General features: G+C 69.6%; 27 protein-coding genes. All 27 read left to right on the top strand.

Features of this window, described 5'->3' with window-relative positions:
• The first annotated feature begins 107 nt into the window (after nt 1-107).
• The 27 genes from LPU43_RS01905 (at nt 108) to LPU43_RS01775 (ending at nt 18,921) form a co-directional block, all read left to right on the top strand.
• The gene (locus tag LPU43_RS01905) at nt 108-596 is read left to right on the top strand and encodes a capsid assembly scaffolding protein Gp46 family protein (protein WP_229398187.1); all 489 of its coding nucleotides are present in this window, start codon (nt 108-110) and stop codon (nt 594-596) included.
• Nucleotides 597-613: 17 nt separating this feature from the next.
• The gene (locus LPU43_RS01900) at nt 614-1,531 is read left to right on the top strand and encodes a major capsid protein (RefSeq protein WP_229398185.1); all 918 of its coding nucleotides are present in this window, start codon (nt 614-616) and stop codon (nt 1,529-1,531) included.
• 11 nt (nt 1,532-1,542) lie between these two features.
• Nucleotides 1,543-1,980: a hypothetical protein gene (locus tag LPU43_RS01895; protein WP_229398183.1), complete on the top strand. Its 438-nt coding sequence runs from the start codon at nt 1,543-1,545 to the stop codon at nt 1,978-1,980.
• Entirely contained in the window at nt 1,977-2,249 is a 273-nt protein-coding gene (locus tag LPU43_RS01890; RefSeq protein WP_229398181.1) for a hypothetical protein, read from the top strand. Before LPU43_RS01895 ends, LPU43_RS01890 begins: the two co-directional genes overlap by 4 nt.
• 4 nt (nt 2,250-2,253) lie before the next feature.
• Nucleotides 2,254-2,625, top strand: a complete 372-nt coding sequence (locus tag LPU43_RS01885; RefSeq protein ID WP_229398179.1) for a hypothetical protein — start codon at nt 2,254-2,256, stop codon at nt 2,623-2,625.
• The gene (locus LPU43_RS01880; RefSeq protein WP_229398177.1) at nt 2,619-3,017 is read left to right on the top strand and encodes a hypothetical protein; all 399 of its coding nucleotides are present in this window, start codon (nt 2,619-2,621) and stop codon (nt 3,015-3,017) included. Before LPU43_RS01885 ends, LPU43_RS01880 begins: the two co-directional genes overlap by 7 nt.
• Before the next feature lie 8 nt (nt 3,018-3,025).
• Nucleotides 3,026-3,562: a phage tail tube protein gene (locus tag LPU43_RS01875; RefSeq protein WP_229398175.1), complete on the top strand. Its 537-nt coding sequence runs from the start codon at nt 3,026-3,028 to the stop codon at nt 3,560-3,562.
• Nucleotides 3,563-3,653: 91 nt separating this feature from the next.
• The gene (locus LPU43_RS01870; protein ID WP_229398173.1) at nt 3,654-3,929 is read left to right on the top strand and encodes a hypothetical protein; all 276 of its coding nucleotides are present in this window, start codon (nt 3,654-3,656) and stop codon (nt 3,927-3,929) included.
• Between the two features lie 361 nt (nt 3,930-4,290).
• Nucleotides 4,291-6,525, top strand: a complete 2,235-nt coding sequence (locus LPU43_RS01865; protein WP_229398171.1) for a phage tail protein — start codon at nt 4,291-4,293, stop codon at nt 6,523-6,525.
• The gene (locus tag LPU43_RS01860; RefSeq protein ID WP_229398169.1) at nt 6,525-7,460 is read left to right on the top strand and encodes a phage tail family protein; all 936 of its coding nucleotides are present in this window, start codon (nt 6,525-6,527) and stop codon (nt 7,458-7,460) included. Before LPU43_RS01865 ends, LPU43_RS01860 begins: the two co-directional genes overlap by 1 nt.
• Nucleotides 7,460-8,629: a Gp37-like protein gene (locus tag LPU43_RS01855; protein WP_229398167.1), complete on the top strand. Its 1,170-nt coding sequence runs from the start codon at nt 7,460-7,462 to the stop codon at nt 8,627-8,629. The genes LPU43_RS01860 and LPU43_RS01855 overlap by 1 nt, the downstream gene beginning before the upstream one ends.
• Complete coding sequence (locus tag LPU43_RS01850) at nt 8,630-9,541, top strand: hypothetical protein (protein WP_229398164.1); 912 nt, start codon at nt 8,630-8,632, stop codon at nt 9,539-9,541. It begins immediately after the preceding gene.
• Nucleotides 9,542-9,552: 11 nt separating this feature from the next.
• A complete protein-coding gene (locus tag LPU43_RS01845; RefSeq protein ID WP_229398162.1) occupies nt 9,553-11,013 on the top strand; it encodes a hypothetical protein in 1,461 nt (486 codons plus the stop codon).
• Nucleotides 11,014-11,072: 59 nt separating this feature from the next.
• On the top strand, nt 11,073-11,924 hold the full coding sequence (locus LPU43_RS01840; RefSeq protein ID WP_229398160.1) for a peptidoglycan-binding protein: 852 nt from the start codon (nt 11,073-11,075) through the stop codon (nt 11,922-11,924).
• A 2-nt stretch (nt 11,925-11,926) separates the two neighbouring features.
• Nucleotides 11,927-12,265 (top strand): hypothetical protein, encoded by a 339-nt coding sequence (locus LPU43_RS01835; protein WP_229398158.1) that lies wholly within the window; start codon nt 11,927-11,929, stop codon nt 12,263-12,265.
• A complete protein-coding gene (locus LPU43_RS01830; RefSeq protein ID WP_229398156.1) occupies nt 12,255-12,524 on the top strand; it encodes a hypothetical protein in 270 nt (89 codons plus the stop codon). Before LPU43_RS01835 ends, LPU43_RS01830 begins: the two co-directional genes overlap by 11 nt.
• Before the next feature lie 428 nt (nt 12,525-12,952).
• Entirely contained in the window at nt 12,953-13,291 is a 339-nt protein-coding gene (locus LPU43_RS01825; RefSeq protein WP_229398154.1) for a hypothetical protein, read from the top strand.
• A gap of 119 nt (nt 13,292-13,410) precedes the next feature.
• Nucleotides 13,411-14,040 (top strand): RNA ligase family protein, encoded by a 630-nt coding sequence (locus LPU43_RS01820; protein WP_229398153.1) that lies wholly within the window; start codon nt 13,411-13,413, stop codon nt 14,038-14,040.
• Entirely contained in the window at nt 14,037-14,345 is a 309-nt protein-coding gene (locus LPU43_RS01815; RefSeq protein WP_229398151.1) for a hypothetical protein, read from the top strand. Before LPU43_RS01820 ends, LPU43_RS01815 begins: the two co-directional genes overlap by 4 nt.
• Nucleotides 14,342-15,022 (top strand): deoxynucleotide monophosphate kinase family protein, encoded by a 681-nt coding sequence (locus LPU43_RS01810; RefSeq protein ID WP_229398149.1) that lies wholly within the window; start codon nt 14,342-14,344, stop codon nt 15,020-15,022. Before LPU43_RS01815 ends, LPU43_RS01810 begins: the two co-directional genes overlap by 4 nt.
• 188 nt (nt 15,023-15,210) lie before the next feature.
• Nucleotides 15,211-15,798 carry a hypothetical protein gene (locus tag LPU43_RS01805; RefSeq protein ID WP_229398147.1) on the top strand — a complete coding sequence of 196 codons (588 nt, stop codon included), beginning with the start codon at nt 15,211-15,213 and terminating at the stop codon, nt 15,796-15,798.
• A gap of 221 nt (nt 15,799-16,019) precedes the next feature.
• Nucleotides 16,020-16,835 (top strand): hypothetical protein, encoded by an 816-nt coding sequence (locus LPU43_RS01800; protein ID WP_229398145.1) that lies wholly within the window; start codon nt 16,020-16,022, stop codon nt 16,833-16,835.
• Entirely contained in the window at nt 16,832-17,122 is a 291-nt protein-coding gene (locus LPU43_RS01795; RefSeq protein WP_229398143.1) for a hypothetical protein, read from the top strand. The genes LPU43_RS01800 and LPU43_RS01795 overlap by 4 nt, the downstream gene beginning before the upstream one ends.
• A complete protein-coding gene (locus LPU43_RS01790) occupies nt 17,119-17,547 on the top strand; it encodes a hypothetical protein (RefSeq protein ID WP_229398141.1) in 429 nt (142 codons plus the stop codon). Before LPU43_RS01795 ends, LPU43_RS01790 begins: the two co-directional genes overlap by 4 nt.
• Nucleotides 17,548-17,674: 127 nt before the next feature.
• Nucleotides 17,675-18,385, top strand: a complete 711-nt coding sequence (locus tag LPU43_RS01785) for a recombination directionality factor (protein WP_229398140.1) — start codon at nt 17,675-17,677, stop codon at nt 18,383-18,385.
• Nucleotides 18,386-18,520: 135 nt separating this feature from the next.
• Nucleotides 18,521-18,703 (top strand): hypothetical protein, encoded by a 183-nt coding sequence (locus LPU43_RS01780; RefSeq protein ID WP_229398138.1) that lies wholly within the window; start codon nt 18,521-18,523, stop codon nt 18,701-18,703.
• A complete protein-coding gene (locus LPU43_RS01775) occupies nt 18,700-18,921 on the top strand; it encodes a hypothetical protein (RefSeq protein WP_229398136.1) in 222 nt (73 codons plus the stop codon). The genes LPU43_RS01780 and LPU43_RS01775 overlap by 4 nt, the downstream gene beginning before the upstream one ends.
• Nucleotides 18,922-18,929 lie beyond the last annotated feature (8 nt).

Genomic DNA, 18,929 nt, shown 5'->3' with positions numbered 1-18,929 from the left:
ACGCGTGTCGCCCGGCCCGATCCCCTACCCGCTCTGCGCTAGTCGCCTAGCGGAGTTCTGAGACCCGCGCGGACAGGTGCCGCGCATTCGGCACAGGAGGCCGCCCCATGTCCGACCCGACCCCCGCTCCCGCCCCGTCCGCGCCGCCCCCGGCGACCGACCCCGCACCCGCGCCGGCCCCGGTCACCCTCGACGGCCCGTACGACGAGGCGCGCGGTACGCGCCTAATCGCCAACCTTCGTGCCGAGCTGGCCGAGCTGAAGGCGCAGCGCGCCGCGCCCGAGGTTGCCGAGCTGCGGTCGCAGCTTGACGCACTGACCGCCGACCTGACCCGCACGCGCCTAGACGCCGCACGGGCCGAGGCCGCCACCGCGGCGGGCGTCCCCGCGCACCTGGCCGCGTACGTCAACGGCGCGACCGCCGAGGAGATCAAGGCAAGCGCCGAGCGGGTCGCGGCCGACTTCGCGGCGACGCGGACCCCCGCGGACCCGCTCCCGGCAATGCCGCGCCCGGCCCCGACCCCGGGGCGCGCGCCGGCCGACGCCGCTCCCGCTTTCGACCCCGTTGCGACCGCCCGCGCGGCGCGGGGTTACTGACCCCCGAGAGGTAGTTAATGCCGCACGATTTCGTAATCCCCGAGCAGGTCCTTTCGACGGCAATCGCGCTGGTCACTGATGACCTGGCGCTTGCCGCGACCGTGAATCGGGACTATGAGGACAGTTTCGGCGGTGGCCGGGGCACGGTGGTTAACGTGCGCGTGCCGGCGACGCTGAAGGCCCGGCGTCGGAAGATGACGCAGGACGGTACCCCGATCGTGGTCGACACGGTCACCGAGGAGACGATTCCGGTCACCATGACCGAGCACGTCTATTCGGCGACCGACATCAGCGATCTTCAGCTTCGGATGGACGTCACCGATTTCACGCGGCAGGTAACCGTTCCCCAGGTCCGCGGCATGGTCGAGGACCTTGAAAACCTGGTCGCCGAGACCATGCAAGAGCTGCCCGAGTCGGTCGGTATCGCGTTCGACCCGGCGGCCCCGAATAAGACGTTCAACGCCGCCCGAAAGACGCTGCGCGACCTCGGCGTGTCGCCGAACGGCATGTACGCGGCCGTCGGCACCGACGTTTACCGACAGCTTCTCGACGCGCGGGTCCTGTCCGACGCGAGCCAGGCGGGCACCACGTCGGCGCTGCGGAACGCGACCGTCGGCGCGCTGTCAGGCTTTACGGTTGTCGAGAACAACCGTATCGACGAGGACGAGATTATCTGGTATTCGCGCGATGCGTTCACCCTCGCCATTCGCGCCCCGTACCCGCCGGACGGTGCCGCTTTCGCGGCGTCGACCTCGAATGGCGGTTTCGCTATGACGTGGATCAAGGATTACGACTCGTCGATTCTGAAGAACCGGAGCGTTTTCCAGACCTACGCGGGCGCGCAGGCCATGCAAATCAAGCGCCTTGCGAAGGACGGCACCACCTCGAAGGTCGTGCCGGCCCTGCGCGTGAAGACCTCGACCGTCCCGGCCTGAACGGAGAACGCGTGAGCCTGCCCCCGCTCGCCCCGGTTGCCGCAATGGAGCGGCGGCTAGGGGTCGCCCCCGGCACGCTGGCCGGCGCGGACCTGGTCCGGGCGGGGGCGGCCCTCGACGACGCCTCGACGATGGTCCGCGCCGAGGCGGGTAACGACTGGGTCGCCGCCGACGGGACCACGGTCACCGCGCCCCCCGTGGTCGTGACCGTGGTCGTGTCCGCGGCGCTGCGGACCTACCGCAACCCCGACGGGTATTCCGGCGAGTCTGTCGGCGACTACTCCTATCAGTACGCACGGGATTCGACGTCGGGCTACCTGACGCCCGCCGAAGTGCGGATCATCCGGCAGGCCGCCGGCCGCACCGGGCAGGCCGTCTACTCGATTCGGACGCCGTCGGCGTATGAGGGCCCGCCCGCGCCCGGCCTGCCCCCGGCGGTGGTCGCGTGAGGTTTCCCGACGCGGTGACCGTGCTGCGACAGCTCGCCGCCGATGAGTACGGCAACCCAGGCACGGGCGGCCCGTTCGTGCCGGTCGCCGTGCTCGCCGGCTTCCGGGCCGGCGATGCGGTGTACCTCGCCCCCGGCGCAAACATCCAGCGGGGCGACCGCCTGACGATCGGCCCGGACACGTTCGACGTCGAGGGCGACCCGCGCCGGCTGCGGTCGCCGAGCCGCGAGGTGCTGACCCGGGTCGCCGTCCGTCCGCACAGGAGGTGACCGCGTGGCGCGCGTATCCATCCGCTTAGACCACAAGGGTATTGCCGAGCTGCTGAAGTCGCCGGAGTTTGCCGCGGTCATGACCACGAAATCGGCCGAGGTCGCCGCGGTCGTCGGGGCCCATCAATCCATCGTGCGTCACGAAATGCCGGTGACCGCCGAGCCGTACCAAACCGACCGCGCCGCGGCCGAGGTGACAATTGAGCACGCGGGCGGGATCGGCGTCGAGGCGAAGTACGGCGCACTGACCCGCGCGGCGACCGCGACCGGGCTAGAGGTGACCACACCGACCGAGGCGGACGCCCGCATAGCCCAGGCCGACCGTGCCCGTGAGCGTCGGGAGCGTGAGCGAAACCCCCGGGACCTTCGATGGTGAGGGCCCCAATCCGGTTTCACGACCCCCGCGCCTCGACCCTGGCCGTTCTGCGCGAGCTGCGCCCCGGGCTGAGCTACGGCACCAAGCGGTTAGAGGATTTCCCGGCGGGCGACGTGCCGGCCCTGCCGTACGTGATGGTTGCCGCCGACGGGACTTTCGTACGGCAGCGCGCGACAGCGACGGCGACGGTCCGGGTCGCCGCGTGGGGCGAGAGCGACGCAACGGGATACGACCTCGCCGACGACCTTCACGCCCGCCTCCTCGCCTATGAGGGCGGCCCCGGCGTACACGGCTTCCTGCCAATGGCAGGCCCGCTTCCCGCCGAGGATTTCGACACGGGCCGCCCAATGACGTTTTTCACTGTTCGCGCCCGGCTGCGCCCGCGCGACTAAGGAGCAATATGGCAGTCAATCAGTGGACGGGCGCGGACGTTTACACGGCCCCGCCGAACACCGCCGGCCCGTCCGATCTCGCGTCGGCGTGGGCCGATCCGTGGGACGTCGCCGGCCTCCTCGACGGCGCTGAGGGCTTTACCGAGGAGCGCGACGGCGACACTTCCGAGTTCTACGCCTGGGGCGGGAAGCTAGTCAAGGTCGTCCGCTCGAAGCACAAGCGCACCATTACGTTCGTCGCAATGGAAGACAGCGACGTCGTTTTCGCGCTGCGCAATCCGGGGTCGACCCGGACCACGTCCGGCGGCGTCACCACGTCGGTAATCCGGGTGCCCGAGACGCGGGAAACGGGGATCGGCTTCGAGACCCGCGAGGGCGTGCGCGTAAAGCGCCGGATCGTGAAGCGGGCCGTTGCCGAGGTTGACGGCGAGATCAAGGAATCCGAAGAGGCCCCAACCCTCTTCAAGATCAAGGTCACGATCTACCCCGAGGCCGACGGCACGCTCTACACGGAGATTGAGGGCGACGTCACCCCCACCCCGTAACCCGCACTTCCCCAGGCCCCGGAATCGCCGCGCGGACGGTTCCGTGGCCTGTTCCTCCGCGCCCTCTGCGCCGACTCCCGAGGAGACCGAATTGAGTACTAGCCGTGCCCGCGCCGCCCGCGCCGAGGCGACCGAGACCGCGACGACCTTCGATTTTGACGGCGAGTCGTACAGCGTCGCCCCCTCAAATCAGTGGGACCTTGACGCCCTCGACGCTTTCGAGTCCGGCCGCATTCTGACCGCCGTGCGGCTGATTCTGGGCGCTGACCAGCTCGCCCGATTCCGCTCGAAGCCGCGGACGATTGGCGATCTGGACGCGCTTTTCGACGCCGCTCAGAAGGCCGCAGGGATCAGCGAGGGAAACTAAGGGCGCTCGCCCGCGCACTCGCTCGCCACTATGACGCCGTCGAAGCTGACCTTCAGCGCGTCTACGGTATCGACCTCGGCGATTTGTGGGTGGGCGCTCTCTCGCTGCGCCGGCTGTGCGCGCTAGTCGCCAATCTCCCGGCAGGGTCGGCGCTCTGGGCCGCCGAGCACGGCCTACCATTCGGAATTACGCCCTCAGACGTGATCCTTGCCGACATTTACCACGCGGTTACGGGACAGACTCACCCGCTTAGACCCGCTCCGCGCACGGCCTCGACGGACCCCGTCGAGCGTCACAAATCGCTTGCCGATCGCCTCGCCGCCCAGCGCGAGCGGATTCAACGCGCCCGAGAGGAGGGCAAGTGAGTAACGTCGGTTACGCGACGCTGCAAATTCTGCCCTCTCTGCGGAATCTGCGGAAGCACTTGCAGAAAGACGCAGACAAGATCCTCGCCGATTGGGCGAAGGACGCTGGCGAGACCATCGGCGACGCGCTTTCGGAAGCCGCCGGGCGGGGCCTGGGCGACGCGCTGTCACAGGCAACCGAGCTGGACGCCGACCGTATCGCGCGCCCCGTCCGCGAAGGTGTCCGCGAGGGCGTGCGGGACGGGGCCGACGAAGGTGCCGCCGAGGCCGGTAAGCGAGTGCGCGTGCGTCTCCTCGGCCCGACTCGGGCCGCGGTCGCGGACGGCTTCCGGCGCGGGTTCCGCACGGGATTCGGGGTTACGCAGTCGCAGGGCCGCCGGATGCGGGACAGCCTCGCTTTCGGCGTGGCCGGCGGTCTCATCGCAGGTGCGAAGCAAGGCTTTACTGCGCTGACCGAAGGCGTTCAGGCGTTCGTCTCGAATGCTAATGAAGCCTTGCGCGGAATGGCTAAGGGCGCGTTGTCGAGCATCACCACCGCCATTGAGGGTGCGGGCCTCACCGCAGCTACCGGCGGTCTCAATCTGCTGATCGGCGCACTACTCGCTATCTCGATGGCGGTGCCCGCGATTACGACGGGATTCCTTGCGCTAGCGCCGGTCGTGGCGTTGGTCGGCGGTCTCGCCGGCTCGCTGTTTACAATCCTGCTCGGCGGGGCGGCGACCGTAGGCGTTACTGCTCTCGCCTTTCGCGGCCTGGGTGACGCTTTTAAAGACGTCATGGACGACGGGAAGCTAACCCGCGAGACGCTGCGCAAGCTCCACCCCGAGGCCGCGAAGTTTGTCAAGGAATTCGGCAAGCTGCGGAAGCCGTTCCGCGACCTCGCCAGATACGTTCAGGGGCGGTTCTTCGAGGGCCTATCGAAGCCGTTCCGCGACCTGTCTCGGCGCTGGTTGCCCGTGCTAGAGCCGATGCTCGGCAACCTCGCCGGCAGTTTTAACCGCGTCGGCAAACAGGTCATGGACGCGCTCGGCAAGCCCGACTTCATTAAGAATGTGCGACTCGCGGTCGCCGGATTCGGGAAGTTCGTCGAGCACATCGGCAACGGGCTAGAGCCATTCATCGGGGCTATCGGCCGTCTAGGGAAGGCCGCGGTGCCGTTCCTTGATGAACTGGGGCGCAGCCTCGGCGGGGCGCTCGAAAACTTCTCGAAGTGGATCGAAAAGGCCGAGAAGTCGGGGGCACTCGCCGATTTCATGACGGACGCCGCCCAGGCCCTTAAGGACATCTGGGCTATTGGTGGGCTGGTAATCCGCATCGCGGGCGAGCTTATCGATACCTTCTTTCCGTCGTCGAAAAAGGCGTCCGACTCTGTTCTAGGCGGAGTACGCGACGCGCTCGAAAACGTGCGTGCCTGGCTTGCGGACCCCGAGAACAAAAAGCGGCTGCAAGAGTTCATGGACAAGGTGCAAGAGTTTGCCAACCGGGCGGTTACGGAATGGATTCCTAGCCTAATGATGGTCGGCGACACCGTCGACGGCTGGGTCAAGAAAATCGAGGGCTGGGGCCGCAACCTCGAAGCGTGGAAGAACCACGTCAGCCTGATTTTTGCCGCGGTTGAGCTGAACGTCGGAATGCGGATTACCGCACTGAAGCGGGGTCTCGGGACTATCAGCAACGCCGTCACGTCGGCGCTCGAAGCTTTCGAGCGATTCCGCCGGGGCGCAGTCGACCGACTAGGCCGGCTGGTCTCATTCGTGCGAAGCATTCCGGGCCGGATCGTCGCCGCGCTCGGCGACCTCGGCGGGCTGCTGTTCTCGGCCGGGGCGCGCATCGTCGAGGGAATGGCCCGCGGGATGCAGTCCCGAATGGGACTGCTGACCGGCGCGGGATCGGCGCTCGGGGCCGCCGCTCGGCGGGCGGTCGAGCGGTCGCTAGACATCAACAGCCCCTCCCGGGTGTTTATGCGGATCGGCGGTTACGCGGCTGAAGGTATGGCACTGGGCCTGACCGCCGGTACGCCGGCCGTGACCCGGGCCGCCGCCGAAATGGTGCGGGTACCCGATGTCGCGCCGCGCGAGGCGACGCCCTCGCCGGCAGGGGTGCCGATTGGCGCGACCACGTCGCCCGGTCAGACGCATTTCCATTTGCACAACGGAAACGCCACGCTCGCGCAGCTTGAAGCGCTTATGACGCGACAGGCGATTAGGGCACGGATCGGGAGGGCCCGCTAATGCCGCTCATCATTAGCGGGCAGTATCGGGGGCCGGTCATTCCGGCCCCCGGGCCGCCGCCGGCCCTTCTCCCGTTCGTGGCGGACGACCCTACGGCGACCTACCTCGACCCGCGCGGCGGCGTATGGCCGCTGTCGGACCCGGCTCAGGGCTGGGCCACCCTCGACGCCGTCGCCGGCCTGGGCGCGGTGGTGTACGACCTGACGACCGACGCTCACCCGCGCGGCGGGTCGAGGCTGCGCCACGCACAGCCGCAATCGCGCGTCATCACCTGGCCGGTACTGGTCTGGGGCGACACGCACGCCGAGTTCCTGACGCGCTGGCGCGCACTCGCGCGGGCGCTGACGATGACCCTGCGCGCAGGGCCGGGCCGGCTGCGGGTGTATCGCCCGGACGGGTCGGCGCGGGAAGTGCTAGTGCGCTATCAGGGCGGATTTGAGGGCGAGCCGGGTCAGGGCATCACGTACGACACGGCAATTGTTTCCCTCCTCGCTGAGGACCCTTATTGGCGCGACCCGCCGACGACGCTGCGGTTTAGTCAGGCCACGCCGAGGCCGTTCCTTAATCCGTATCCGTCACTGTCGGCTAGCCGCGTATTCGGCGACGTCACGGTCACGAATTCGGGCGACGTCGAGGCGTGGCCGGATTGGGTGCTGCGGGGGCCGTGCAACGGCCTTGCGGCGACCAACCTCACCGCGGGCGAGTCATTCACGCTCACCTACGCGCTAGGCCCCGGCGAGGAAGTCAGGATCACCACGGACCCGCCGGCTGTGCGGGGGCCCGCCGGGCAACCGCTTACGTCGGCGCTTGCGTGGCCCGGGGCGGTGCTCTGGGCGCTCACTGACGGCGCTAACCGCGTGCGGTTGACCGTGCCCGGGTCCGGGCCCGGCGCAGAGGTCGCGTTGTCCTTTACCCCGCGGCACGAAACGGCGTGATGACGTACACCATTCTAATTACAAACCGCGACCTCGACGTGATCGGCGACCCGCTCTCGCGCTGGACTGACCTAGATATCACGTTGCGATTCAACGAACCGGATTCGGGGTCGTTGACAATCCCCGCCGACGGCGTATCGGCCGCCCAGCTCGCCCCGGGTAACCGCGTAGTCGTCGTGCGGAATCCCGTTCCCGCGATCGGCTTTCCGGGCGACGTGGTAACCGCTGGCCCGATGGAGGTACCGGGCGAGCAATCATGGTCCGCCGAGAGCGACCCCGGGGCCGGCACGATGAAAATTGCGTGGGCGTCCGACCTCGCGCGGGTCGTCGGCGAGGTGGTCTACCCGGACCCGCTGAACGAATTGAGCGAGCAGACATCGGTTAGGCGTAAATTCGTAGAGGGCCCCGCAGAGACGACTATGTATCAGATAGTCCGCGAGAGCGTCGGCGCGTCCGCACTCCCCTACCGGCGCATACCGCGGCTAACCCTGGCGGCCCCGGCGGGAATTGGCACCCCGGTTACGACCGGATTCCGCATGACCCCGCTTGGGGACGCCCTCCGGTCGGTCGCCTCGGCGGGCGGGGGCCTGGGATTCCGTACCCGGCAGGTTGGTACGGAAATCCGCTTCGAGGTCTACCAGCCGCGCGACCTGACCGCACACGTCCGATTCTCCCGCGGCCTCGGAAATCTGCTGTCGTACCACTACACGCCCGGCGCGCCGACGGCGACGGTTGCCATTGTCGGCGACGGGTCGGGCGAGGGCGCTAACCGCGCCTGGTTTCACGGTGTCGGGTCCGGCGCGCCGGCCTGGGGCCGGTATGTGACGGTCGTCGACCGACGCGACACCGCCGATGAGCGCGAGATTTGGGCCGCCGCCGAAGAGGCGCTAGCGGCGGGCGCTGAGTCCGCCCAGCTTCGCGCAACCACAATCGACACGCCGACGCAGAGATACGGCGTGCATTACGGCCTGGGCGACCGGGTTTCGTACGAGCTGAATACCGGCGTGGTGCTCGCCGACATCGTCCGCGAGGTCACCATTTCCGCCACCCCGGACGGGGGCGAGCTGGTCACGGCGACCGCCGGCACTGCCTCGGCGAGCACGGACCCGGATTACGTCCGCCTGTTGCATCAATTGATTACCCGCCTGCGGCGATTGGAGGCTGTCTAAATGGCGCAGGAATCGCCGTTGTCGGCTACGGGGGCACTGCACGAATCCCAGTACGAAATGATGGCCGCGGCGACACAGCCGGACGGCCTTATCGGTCACCCGTCGGACCCCGCGCCCGTCCGGGTTTCCGGCGGTCAGGTAATCGTGCGGGCCGGTCTCGAAGGTGCCCTTCGCGGTTTCCCGTGGCGCTCGGGCGACACCGACACCGTTTACACGCCCCCGGTTGCCGGCCCCGCGCGCACTGATCTTGTCGTGCTGCGCCTCAATCGCCCGGACGGGTACGCGGTGCATACGGCTTACCGGGAGGGCACCTCGACGTTCCCGCCGGAACCGGCGAGCGGCACCGGCCCTGACACGGCGTTTGAAATCCCGCTAGCGGAAATCGGCGTCTCGGCCGCAGGGCTGACCGTGCGGCGCATTCGCGCGTGGTACCTCGGCCCCGACGGTCAAATTCTGTGCACGGGTGACAGCCTCCCGCCGCACTCCCCCGGTCGCCGCGTGCGCCGGATCGACACGGGGCAGACGCTTGAATCGAACGGGACTAGCTGGGTTCCCCTCCTCGACGATTCCGGCAACGTCGCATTTCCGTTCGCGGGCGGCTGGTCGGCGAGCATCAAAACGATGTGGAGGCGCAACGGTAGCGCATTCCTGGCGCTGAGTCCGCAACGCACGGGCGCGCCTATCGCAGCGAACGCACCCGTGCTGCTGGGGACGCTGCCCGACGGTTTCAAGCCGGTAACCGCATTCGAGGCGAATCTACACGCGCCGTCGAGCGGTCCGGGCCGCTATTCCGTGTCCGTGAACGGACGTATCGAAGTTGTGCTCTATGGCGGGCTGACGAAAGACAAGTTCATAAACATGGACCCCGTTACCTATTTCGTCGGCCCCGGGCCGCTGTTCACCCCCAACTAGAGAGGCGCTTAATGCGGTATCCCTTTGGCGGGGGCCCCGCCGATTATGTAATTGGTGTCGGCGACGCGGTCACGATCGGTACCCCGCCGACGGCCGTCGAGGGCCGTCAGGCCGTACTCCTCGGCGGGGTAAGCGTCGAGTTTTGGTCGGCCGAGGTGGGCGGGACGCGTTACACGGACCTCCTCGACGACCTCGGGACGCCGGTCGAGGCGGTCGCCTCGGCGAACGGGTCCGGCGTTCGGGGCCTCGGCCAGATTCCGCCCCTCGCCGGCCCGGACAACGTCACGGACATGTGGGCCTCGGCGGGCGGCGGTCCGCGGGTGCGCCTGGTCGCGCTGACCGGCCCGCGCGTCGTCCAGACCGCGGCCGAGCTGGCTACGCACGTCGCCGACCCGACGGCGCACGGCACTAGCGCCGCGGACCTCGCCGACGTCACCATGCCGCCGCCGGCCAACCGGACGCCGGGCGACGTGCTCGGCGTGGTCGAGGGTGGGTCATTGGGCCTGATCACCCCGGCCCAGGCGTCCGGTGCGGTGCTCGCCGACCCGCCGAAGGTCAATGGCGTTTACACGGGTAACACGGTGGCCCCACCGGACGTGACTGCCGGTCAGAACGGCGCGCCGTGGCTACGGATGCACCTGCCGTACTCCGGCGGCGACGACAACCCCGACGCGATACAGATTCACTCGACGTCGTCGACCGGCCAGAGCATCAAAACCGGGTGGTTCAACGGCAACGGCGAGCTTCGCGCCGCGCCCTCGACGCCTAGCAGGGTCGCCGCCCGCGTCTTCGAGGCTTACTCAAACCGCGGCGGCCCAAGTACCGGCCGCTACGTCGAATGGAGTACCAACCCGCCGTCGGCCGGCGACCGCGAGGCCCTGTTGGGCGGCTACGGCACCGGCCATAGCTCCATGCCCGGATGGGTCGTCGCTACCCGGGTGGTCTGGGCGCAGCGCGGGGTGCAAGCGGGCGGCAACTACAACGGTTTGCAGGCGGTCAATTTCCGGGGCCGGTCGACCTCGCTCGGGGCCCCTACCTCGGGCACCTGGGCTGCGGGAGACGTCGTGATCGATGTCGCGGGGGCGCTCTGGCTGTGCACGGCGACCGGCACGCCCGGCACCTGGGCGACCGCCTCGGGCGGTAGCGCGGCCCCGTCGGCGTACGTCGACCTGGCCCCGGGTGTCGGCATGTCCCTCGACGCCGGCAAGCGCGCGGCGGCCCGCCGGGAGCCCGGCGACGTGGTCCGTCTGCGAGGCACGCTGAACGCGACCGCGTCCGTCTCCTCGGGCGCTGTGCTGGCGGTGCTCCCGGTCGGTCACCGCCCGACGGTCACGGCGAACATGTTCGCCCGCTCGACGAGCGGCGGAAATCGCCTGATCGTCACGCCGAATGGCGAGGTCACCTATCAGGCGTCTTTCACCGCAGGTCAGTCGCTCTGGCTCGACTCGCTGACCTTCGATCAGCTTCCCTGACCGCCCGCCGGGGCCGTCCCTCGCCGGGGCGGCCCTCGCGACGTGGCCGAAAGGATTTCATGACCACGGCACCTAAGAACCTGATCGCCGTGCGCGCGTTGCTGCTCGACCACCTCGGCGCGCACGGCCTAGCCTCGGCCGAGGTGGGCATCGTCGGCGACGCTGCGCACCGCGGCGGGTATCACTGCGGGCGAAACCGCGTCGACCTCGACGACTACTCGGTACGGGAGTCGCCGCGCGACCGCGCCGGCCTGGGCGACGACGCCTCGGCGCTCGACGTCGGGACGTTCGCCGTCGGCGCGTACGACCTTCGCCAATTCTCGGCGTGGTTGGTCGCCCAGTGCGCCGCGGGAGCGCCGGACACGGCCGATATCCGCGAGGTCATTTACTCGCCGGACGGGCGGACGGTCAAGCGATGGGACAGGCTCGGCCGGCGCAACAGCGGCGACCGCTCCCACCTGACGCACACGCACATTTCGTTTTTCCGTGATGCGACTAGGTCCGGCCGCGACCTAACTTCGGTTTTCCGCCGGTACCTGAACGCAATCGGAATCCTCGACGGGGAGGCTACTTTGTTCTGCGCGAAGGGCGACAAGGGCACGCATGTTCAGGCCCTACAGGTCGCACTTAATTACCTCGGATTCGACGCCGGGGCCGAGGATGGTTCGTACGGCGACGCGACCACCGCCGCGGTGCTGCGCATGCGCCGGGCCGCCGGCTCGCAGACCACGACCGGCGACAAGTACGACGCATGGGCGCACGTCCAGTTGCAGATTTGCATGGCTCGCAAGTTTGGTGCGGGTGCCCAGGGCCCGAAGGGCGACCGGGGCCCGAAGGGTGACCCGGGCCCTGCCGGCGAGGTCGACTACCCGCGCCTTGTTGGTGCGCTGCTCGCCGAGGCGCGGGGGTAACCATGCCGCACCTGTCCCCCGTCGGCGACCCGGCCGCGCCCCTGCCGGCCGACGGCACCGCCTCCATGCTGATCATCCTCGCCCGGCTAGAGGGCAAGGTCGACGTAGTCACCGCCCAGCACGGCGCGCAGCTCGCCGAGCACGCCCGCCGGATCGACGACAGCGAGGCGCGGCTACGCGCGGTCGAGGCCCGGCCGCCCGTCGCGCCCGCGGTCGACGACCGCCTACGCGCCGTCGAGGCGCGGCCCGTGGTGACGCCCCGGGCGGTCTGGGCGGGCGTGGGCACGATCGGCGCTCTGATCGTGGGCGCGGCGGGCGTGGTGATCAACCTTGCGTCGTGACCCCGCCCAGGCCCCGCCCATCGTGCGCCAACCGATCCTGACGCGCGCCCTAATCCTCGCCGCGCTGGGCGTGGTCTGGGCGGTGCTCGCCCACTACGCCGCGCCCGTCCCGCCCACGATCCGTGAGGCCGTAGACGCGTTCGCCCTCGCGGGCGTCCCGCTCGCCCTCGCGTACTGGGCGCGGCGTCACACCACGCCCACCGCTGACCCGCGGGACGCCCAGGGCACGCCCCTTGTGCCGGCTACGGGCCCCGACTGACCTGCGCTTTCGGGGCCTGGGCGGGCCGTGGGCGGGGCTGGGCGTCGCCCGGTTATCGCCCGTCGCCCGCCCGGACCTCGCCCGAGGCATGCCCGCTACCGCCCGCACCTCGCCCACGCCCCGCCCCCGGCACGCCCAGGGGGCGGGGCGTTTTGCGTGCGTGGTGGGCGGGCTCGCCCAGGGCCGCTGGGCGGGGTGGGCGGGGCTCGCCCAGCGGTGGGCGGGCGGTGGGCGCGGGCCGGACGGGCGTCGCCCGGGACCGGCGGGCGTGGTGGGCGGTTCGCGTGGGGCGGTGGGCGAGGCCACCCGCCCGGTTTGCGCTAGTCGGCTAGCGGAAGGTATCGTCCGGCGTGTAAACAGCGCCTCGCCGGGCGCGGGCCGCAACCCCGCACGCTCCCGGGCGTTAGGCTTTACCGAGGAGGTCTCACATGGACGTTGAGAGCATCGCCGCGCGGGTCATTGCCCAGTCCCGCGCAGAGAGCGGGCGCACCGCCGCTGAGTTTGACCACGACATCGCCGTAAACGGGATCGGGGGTGTTTTCGGCCCGCTGGGGAACGCCGTGGGCGCCGTCGCCAACGCGCACATGCCCGAGGTCGTCCCGGGGCAGGACAACCGGCTTGCCGAGCGGGAGGCGAACACGGCCCGCATGTGGGACGCCCTGCGCCCGGCGTTGGAGGCGTACGGGGAACGGTGCCGCGCGCGAAAGTACCGGGGTTGGTCGTCCGCCGCCCAGGCGCTCGGGCAGCGCATCCGGTACGCCGACTGACCCGCCCCACCCCGAGGCCCCCGGCACCACGCCGGGGGCCTTTCTGCGTTCCCGAGTGAACACACTGCCCAGGGCTGGCGCATATGCCCTGCGTCCGTTCAATCGACGTAGGGAGCCGCATGGCACCGGAGTTCAGGGCGTGGCCGAAGACGCCGCGCCTTCACCGCGACATGATCGTGACCGAGAAGATCGACGGCACGAACGCCGCCGTCATCATCGAGCCGCGCCCCGTGAGCGCCGCCCGTGACTACTTCGGCTGTTACCCGGTCGCGCCCGGGTGCATCGAGGTCAACGGCGAAGGGTGGTTCGTCGGCGCGCAGTCCCGTAAGCGAATCATCACCCCGGGAGACGATAACTTCGGTTTCGCCGCCTGGGTGCGCGAGCACGCCGCGACGCTGGTCGCCCGCCTCGGCCCCGGCTACCACTACGGCGAATGGTGGGGCCACGGTATTCAGCGCGGCTACGGCCTGCCGCGCGGTGACCGGCGCTTCAGCCTGTTCAACGTCAGCCGGTATACCGATCTCGACGTAAGCGACAGTATCGGCCTGGGCGTGGTGCCCGTGCTCGCCCGGCACACGTTCGACACGGGCCGCGTGGCGTCCGTGCTCGACGACCTTCGGCGCGGTGGGTCCTTCGCAGCCCCCGGTTTCGACAGACCGGAAGGCGTCATTGTCTTTCACTCCGCCGCCGGTTGCGTGTTCAAGGCCCTCATTGAGGGCGACGACCGGCCGAAGGGCGAGAGCGCATGACCGTCACCATCACGCGAAACGGTATCGAGATCACCTCGGGCACGCTGGTCCTTACCGGCCGCGCCCTGGGCCGCGTGACCCGCGTCGGCACGCACGCCGGGGCCCCGGGCGCGTGGGTGGTCTCCTCGACCGGCGACCCCGGATCGGCCGGCGGGTACCCGACGTTCTGCCCTGACGTGTGCCTGAAGCCCGCCGTGGTCGGCATGACTGTCTGTGCGACGCCCCGGGGGCACTGCTACTGCGGGCGGGCGCACCTGAGCGCGGGCGAGCTGGGCAGGCTGTCGACCGAGGAGGTGCCCGCGTGACCGTCACCTTCGACCGCGCTGCGGACGACCTCGCGGCCCTGATCGACGCCCTGTACCCGCCCCGGGCCGCTGACGCTCGCGACACCGTCCCGCCCCGCCCCCGTACGGCCCTCGCCGCCCCGCCCCCGCCGCTGGTCGGTCTCCTCGGCCGGGCCCGCGCCGGGAAAGACACGGTCGCGGCGCGGCTGGTCGAGGCGCACGGCTTCCGGCGGTACGCGTTCGCCGACGCGCTGAAGGAAGCCGCACTGATCGCGGACCCGATCGTGGTCCCGGTCGACACGGTCGCCGGGTCGCGCCGGCTGTCCGAGGTCGTCGCCGAGGTCGGATGGGAGGGTGCGAAGGAAATCCGCGAGGTCCGCCGCACTCTGCAACAAGTCGGCGTCGGCGTGCGGCACCTCGACCCGCATTTCTGGGTCAGCGTGGTGATGGACGAGGTAACCGACCCGACGCGCCGCGTGCCGGTCGTCATCACGGACGTCAGATTCCCGAACGAGGCGGCGTCGATCCGGGCCGCGGGCGGGACGCTGGTCCGGGTGGTCCGCCCGGGTCAGGACGAGTCCGACCGGCACGTTAGCGAAGTGGCGCTTTTGGATCACCCGGTCGCCGCCGAGATCACCAACGGAAGCACGCTCGCAGCGCTGCGTGCCCAGGTCGACGCCCTAGCACACATGCTGTAACCCACATCACTCTCACACGGTCGTGATCAAGGCCCCCGTGATGATCAGCTTAGGCTGACCGTCACGGGGGCCTTTTGCGTTTACACATGCTTTAAGACAGGCATAAGACATCGGCTCGGTACCACGCTCGCCGCCGAGCGCGGTTTATGCTGCCGGTACCCCCACGCGACAGGACGGGACGCACCCGCATGACCGAAATGGATAGTCCACGCGACAAGCTACGCGCGCAACTGCTACGGGTACTGCGTGCGCTGCGCCGGGTCGGCGACGATGCCGCACGCCGGACGGCGCTCTACCGCGAGGCCGCCGGGTTGATATTCGATCTGCGAGAGCATTTCAAGACCGGGAGCGGCGACCCCGATTGGCGGGGCGCGACGCCCGCTTACCGGGAGTACGTCCGCAGCGCCTACGCCGAGACCGGGTGGGCACGCGACGCCGCGACGACGGCGCAGACCGCGATCCGGCACCACATATCCAGGCTGGCGCGGGAGCGACTAGCGCCGGACCAGCTCGAAGACCTCGGGTTGCGTGCGGACAACTTCGCCGAACGAAAGCGGGACTCTCGCGCCGCGACCTCGGCGAAGTTGTCAACACTCGGCGAGACCGATCCCCAGCTAGACGCCGCGCGGGCGCTCGCCGCGGCACTGGTCATGGTCGAGCGTGTGACCGCCGAGCAGGCGCGCGAGCTGCGCGGGCGAGGCCGCGAGCAGGCGCGAGCGGTGCTGGCGCGGCTGATAGCGCGGGCCGAGGCACTTCACGCCGAGGTGACGGAGTGACGCAGGTTCCTACACTTCCCTATTCTCTCTCTAGAGTCTTCTTCTTCTTCTAAGAGAGAAATACGGGAGTGTAGCTACTGGCGTCACTTCGGCACGGCACCCCGACCCCTCCCCCGCGAGACCCGCCCGGCCCCGTCCCTGGCGGGTCTCTTGCGTGAACAGTGCGCAATTGCTGGCGCATAGGCCCTATGTACGCATCCGCGCGCATAGGAGGCCCCCGCATGACCACGCCCAAAATCAATACCATTAGCCGGGGGGGCTCACGTTTCTACGTGAATCCCGAGACCGGCGCGAAAGCCCCCGGGGTGACGTCCATCCTGGGGATGCTCCCGAAGCCGTTCTTGCAGCATTGGGCCTCGAAGGTGGTCGCAGAGTACGCCGCCGACAACCTCGGCGAGCTAGTCGGGCTGCGCATTCGCGGCGACCGGCAGGGCGTGATCGACTACCTGAAGGGTGCGCCCCGGCGCGACACGGCGAAGGCCGCCGAGACCGGCACCGCAGCTCACGACATCTTCGAGCGCATGGCGAAGGGTCAGCCCGTCGGCCGCGTGCACCCGGACTATCAGCCGTTCGTCGACCACTTCGCCGCCTTCCTGCGCGTCTTCTCGCCGGAAATCATCCTGACCGAGGAGACCGTGTGGAGCGAGGCGCACGACTACGCCGGTAGCTTCGACGCGTACGGCGTGATCGACGGTCAGCGCGTTTGGCTCGACTGGAAGACGACCCGCTCGGGCGTTCACCCCGAGGTCGCGCTACAGCTAGCCGCGTACCGGCACGCTGACTACATCATCCGCCCGGACCGCACCCGCGTACCGCTCCCGCCCGGCAACGCCGGGGCCGTGCTGCACGTCCGCCCGGAGGGGTGGTCGCTGGTCCCGGTGCGCTGTGACGCCGAGGTGTTCGAGGTGTTTAAGACGCTGCGTAGCGTCTTCGACTGGGATCGGTCAATGAAGGAAACCGTGATCGGTCTCCCGCTGACCGGCTCGAAGCCGGCCCCCGCCGCCGCCCGGACCCCCGCGCCGCGGCGGGCCGCGTGATGACGCCCGAGGAGATCGCCGCGCGCTGCGAGCGGGTCGAGGGTGACGGCCTGGGCGCGTCCGGGCGTGACCTGATCACCGCCATAGCGCGTGGGCGCACGGTTGACGTCGAGGTGACCCACTACTTCGGCGAGTCACAGCGCTTTCGCATCACGGTCGAGGAGGTGACCGGCGAGACCCCCGAGGAGGTCCGCGCCCGGGTCGCCGCGCCGTACGCGCTGACGTTGTACGGCTTGACCGCGCTGGCGTTGTTGGCGATGTGCGTCGGGGTGGTGATGTCCCGGTGAAGACAGTCATTGTCGACAACGGAGACTGCGTGTGCCGGGACTGCGCCCCGTCGGGTGCCCCGATCGAAACCGCGCGCAGGGATGACGTGATCTGGCTCGCCGGCCTTCTCGAAGGCGAGGGCGCATTTGACCTTCAGAGGGGCCGGTACCCCCGCGTGCGTCTGGCGATGACGGATAGGGACGTGACCGGCCGCGCTGCAACCCTCATGGGCGTATCAGTTCGGCTCTCTCTGAAGCCTGCCCCCAACCGGGCCATGTGGCACGCCGAGGCACAGGGCCCGAAGGCTGAGGCGGTCATGCGCGCGATCCTCCCGCACATGGGCGCGAGGAGGTCCGCGAAGATCGCCGAGGTTCTGGGCCGCGCCCCGCTGACCTCGAAGGTCCCGCCGTCGATCTCCCGTCCGCCGGGCCTCCCCCGCGGCTGAACAATCGCGCCTCGCTGGCGCATAAGCGGTGTGACCACCCGTTCGCGCGCGGGGTCCGGGCCCCTTCGCCGCCCGGCTCAAACGACAGGCGTAATTGCGCCCGCGCGCCCACAAAAGGAGTCCCTTAATGGGCCTACGTATCTGGGAGACCGACCCCGAGGCCGCGCCGAAACCGCGTCAGCGACAGGACATTGTCGGCAGGTTCCGTAGCGGCACGCAAATCAACGATCGCCCGATGGCCCTCGACAAGTGGCGCGTGACGACCGGCGACCCCGATGTCGCCGAGGCCGTGCGCCGGCTGTTCGGCGGCGACCCGGCGCAGACGTGGGAAACCAAGGGCGAGGATAACCTCGAAGTCTTCACCACCGCCCCGCGCGTGAAGATCCTCCTCGACGGCCCCGCCGCGGTCAGGCAGGAAATGGTCCTGTTCGGCCCGCGCGGCGCGATCCGGCGCTGTGACGGCGTCGAGCAGACCGGCACGGACGCCACGGACCCGGCGAAGGGCACGCCGTGCGCGTGCCCGGCGAGTTTCGCTGACCGGAAGGATGCCGCGAAGGCGGGCCGCGGGTGCGGGCCGCGTATCACGACCTACTTCACGTTGGCGGACGATCCGTCGTTGGGTCGGTTCAAGTTCGTGTCGGGGTCCTGGTCATTGGTCCGCGACATCGGCACCGCCGAGGCCGCGCTGACCGAGATCGACGGCCCGGCCGAGGCGTGGTTGGCCCTCGAACTGGTCGAGTACACGGCGAAGGCAACCGGCGCACAGCGCAGCTTCATGAAGCCGGTTCTCGACGTGATCGGCCGCGCCCCGGGCGATACCGTCCAGCCCGCCTACTGACCGTCGTACGCTAACCGGCTAGCGGAAAGGGGCCCCGTTGCGCGAATTCGAGTGGAACTGATCTGACAACGGCCCCGGGGTCGGCGCTGCCAAAGGGCCGCCGGCCTCGGGGCCTTTCATTTTTGGAGGGTCGAAATGGAAACGCCGTACCTCCCGCCGGTCGTGTGGCGGGTCGCCATTCCGCGCCGGTCGGGTTACCACGCCACGCCCGCCGGACGCACTTACACGAGCGAGCGCGGGGCGCGCGACTACGCCTCGCTGTACCCCGGCGCTCGCATCTTCCGCGCCGAACAGACCTGGGTCGAGGTGACCGCATGAGTAGCTACGCCCGCGAGTACGTCGAGCCCTACGCCCCGATGTACCGGGCCGCCGCGTACAGCGCCGACGGCGTCTGCGTCGCCTCGACGGGGCCCTACGCCACCCGGGGCGCGGCCTCGTGCTCCCGCTCGCGGATCACCCGGCGCGGTGTGCGGGTCCGGGTCGAGGAGTGCGCCCCGGTCTGGGTTGCCGTGCCGGGTACCGAGGTGACGCGGTGAGTGTCCCT

This window comes from Micromonospora okii, from assembly GCF_020884795.1.
Taxonomy (GTDB): Bacteria; Actinomycetota; Actinomycetes; order Mycobacteriales; family Micromonosporaceae; genus Micromonospora; species Micromonospora okii.
The sequence above is the reverse complement of the archived record's forward strand: the minus strand, read 5'-3'. Positions and strand labels throughout refer to the sequence as shown.

Bases quoted from the DNA above. Each gene is read 5' to 3' on its own strand.
- LPU43_RS01905 (WP_229398187.1), top strand. From the start codon at position 108: ATGTCCGACCCGACCCCCGCTCCCGCCCCGTCCGCGCCGCCCCCGGCG.
- LPU43_RS01900 (WP_229398185.1), top strand. From the start codon at position 614: ATGCCGCACGATTTCGTAATCCCCGAGCAGGTCCTTTCGACGGCAATC.
- LPU43_RS01880 (WP_229398177.1), top strand. From the start codon at position 2,619: ATGGTGAGGGCCCCAATCCGGTTTCACGACCCCCGCGCCTCGACCCTG.
- LPU43_RS01875 (WP_229398175.1), top strand. From the start codon at position 3,026: ATGGCAGTCAATCAGTGGACGGGCGCGGACGTTTACACGGCCCCGCCG.
- LPU43_RS01860 (WP_229398169.1), top strand. From the start codon at position 6,525: ATGCCGCTCATCATTAGCGGGCAGTATCGGGGGCCGGTCATTCCGGCC.
- LPU43_RS01855 (WP_229398167.1), top strand. From the start codon at position 7,460: ATGACGTACACCATTCTAATTACAAACCGCGACCTCGACGTGATCGGC.
- LPU43_RS01850 (WP_229398164.1), top strand. From the start codon at position 8,630: ATGGCGCAGGAATCGCCGTTGTCGGCTACGGGGGCACTGCACGAATCC.
- LPU43_RS01845 (WP_229398162.1), top strand. From the start codon at position 9,553: ATGCGGTATCCCTTTGGCGGGGGCCCCGCCGATTATGTAATTGGTGTC.
- LPU43_RS01840 (WP_229398160.1), top strand. From the start codon at position 11,073: ATGACCACGGCACCTAAGAACCTGATCGCCGTGCGCGCGTTGCTGCTC.
- LPU43_RS01835 (WP_229398158.1), top strand. From the start codon at position 11,927: ATGCCGCACCTGTCCCCCGTCGGCGACCCGGCCGCGCCCCTGCCGGCC.
- LPU43_RS01825 (WP_229398154.1), top strand. From the start codon at position 12,953: ATGGACGTTGAGAGCATCGCCGCGCGGGTCATTGCCCAGTCCCGCGCA.
- LPU43_RS01820 (WP_229398153.1), top strand. From the start codon at position 13,411: ATGGCACCGGAGTTCAGGGCGTGGCCGAAGACGCCGCGCCTTCACCGC.
- LPU43_RS01815 (WP_229398151.1), top strand. From the start codon at position 14,037: ATGACCGTCACCATCACGCGAAACGGTATCGAGATCACCTCGGGCACG.
- LPU43_RS01805 (WP_229398147.1), top strand. From the start codon at position 15,211: ATGACCGAAATGGATAGTCCACGCGACAAGCTACGCGCGCAACTGCTA.
- LPU43_RS01800 (WP_229398145.1), top strand. From the start codon at position 16,020: ATGACCACGCCCAAAATCAATACCATTAGCCGGGGGGGCTCACGTTTC.
- LPU43_RS01785 (WP_229398140.1), top strand. From the start codon at position 17,675: ATGGGCCTACGTATCTGGGAGACCGACCCCGAGGCCGCGCCGAAACCG.
- LPU43_RS01780 (WP_229398138.1), top strand. From the start codon at position 18,521: ATGGAAACGCCGTACCTCCCGCCGGTCGTGTGGCGGGTCGCCATTCCG.
- LPU43_RS01775 (WP_229398136.1), top strand. From the start codon at position 18,700: ATGAGTAGCTACGCCCGCGAGTACGTCGAGCCCTACGCCCCGATGTAC.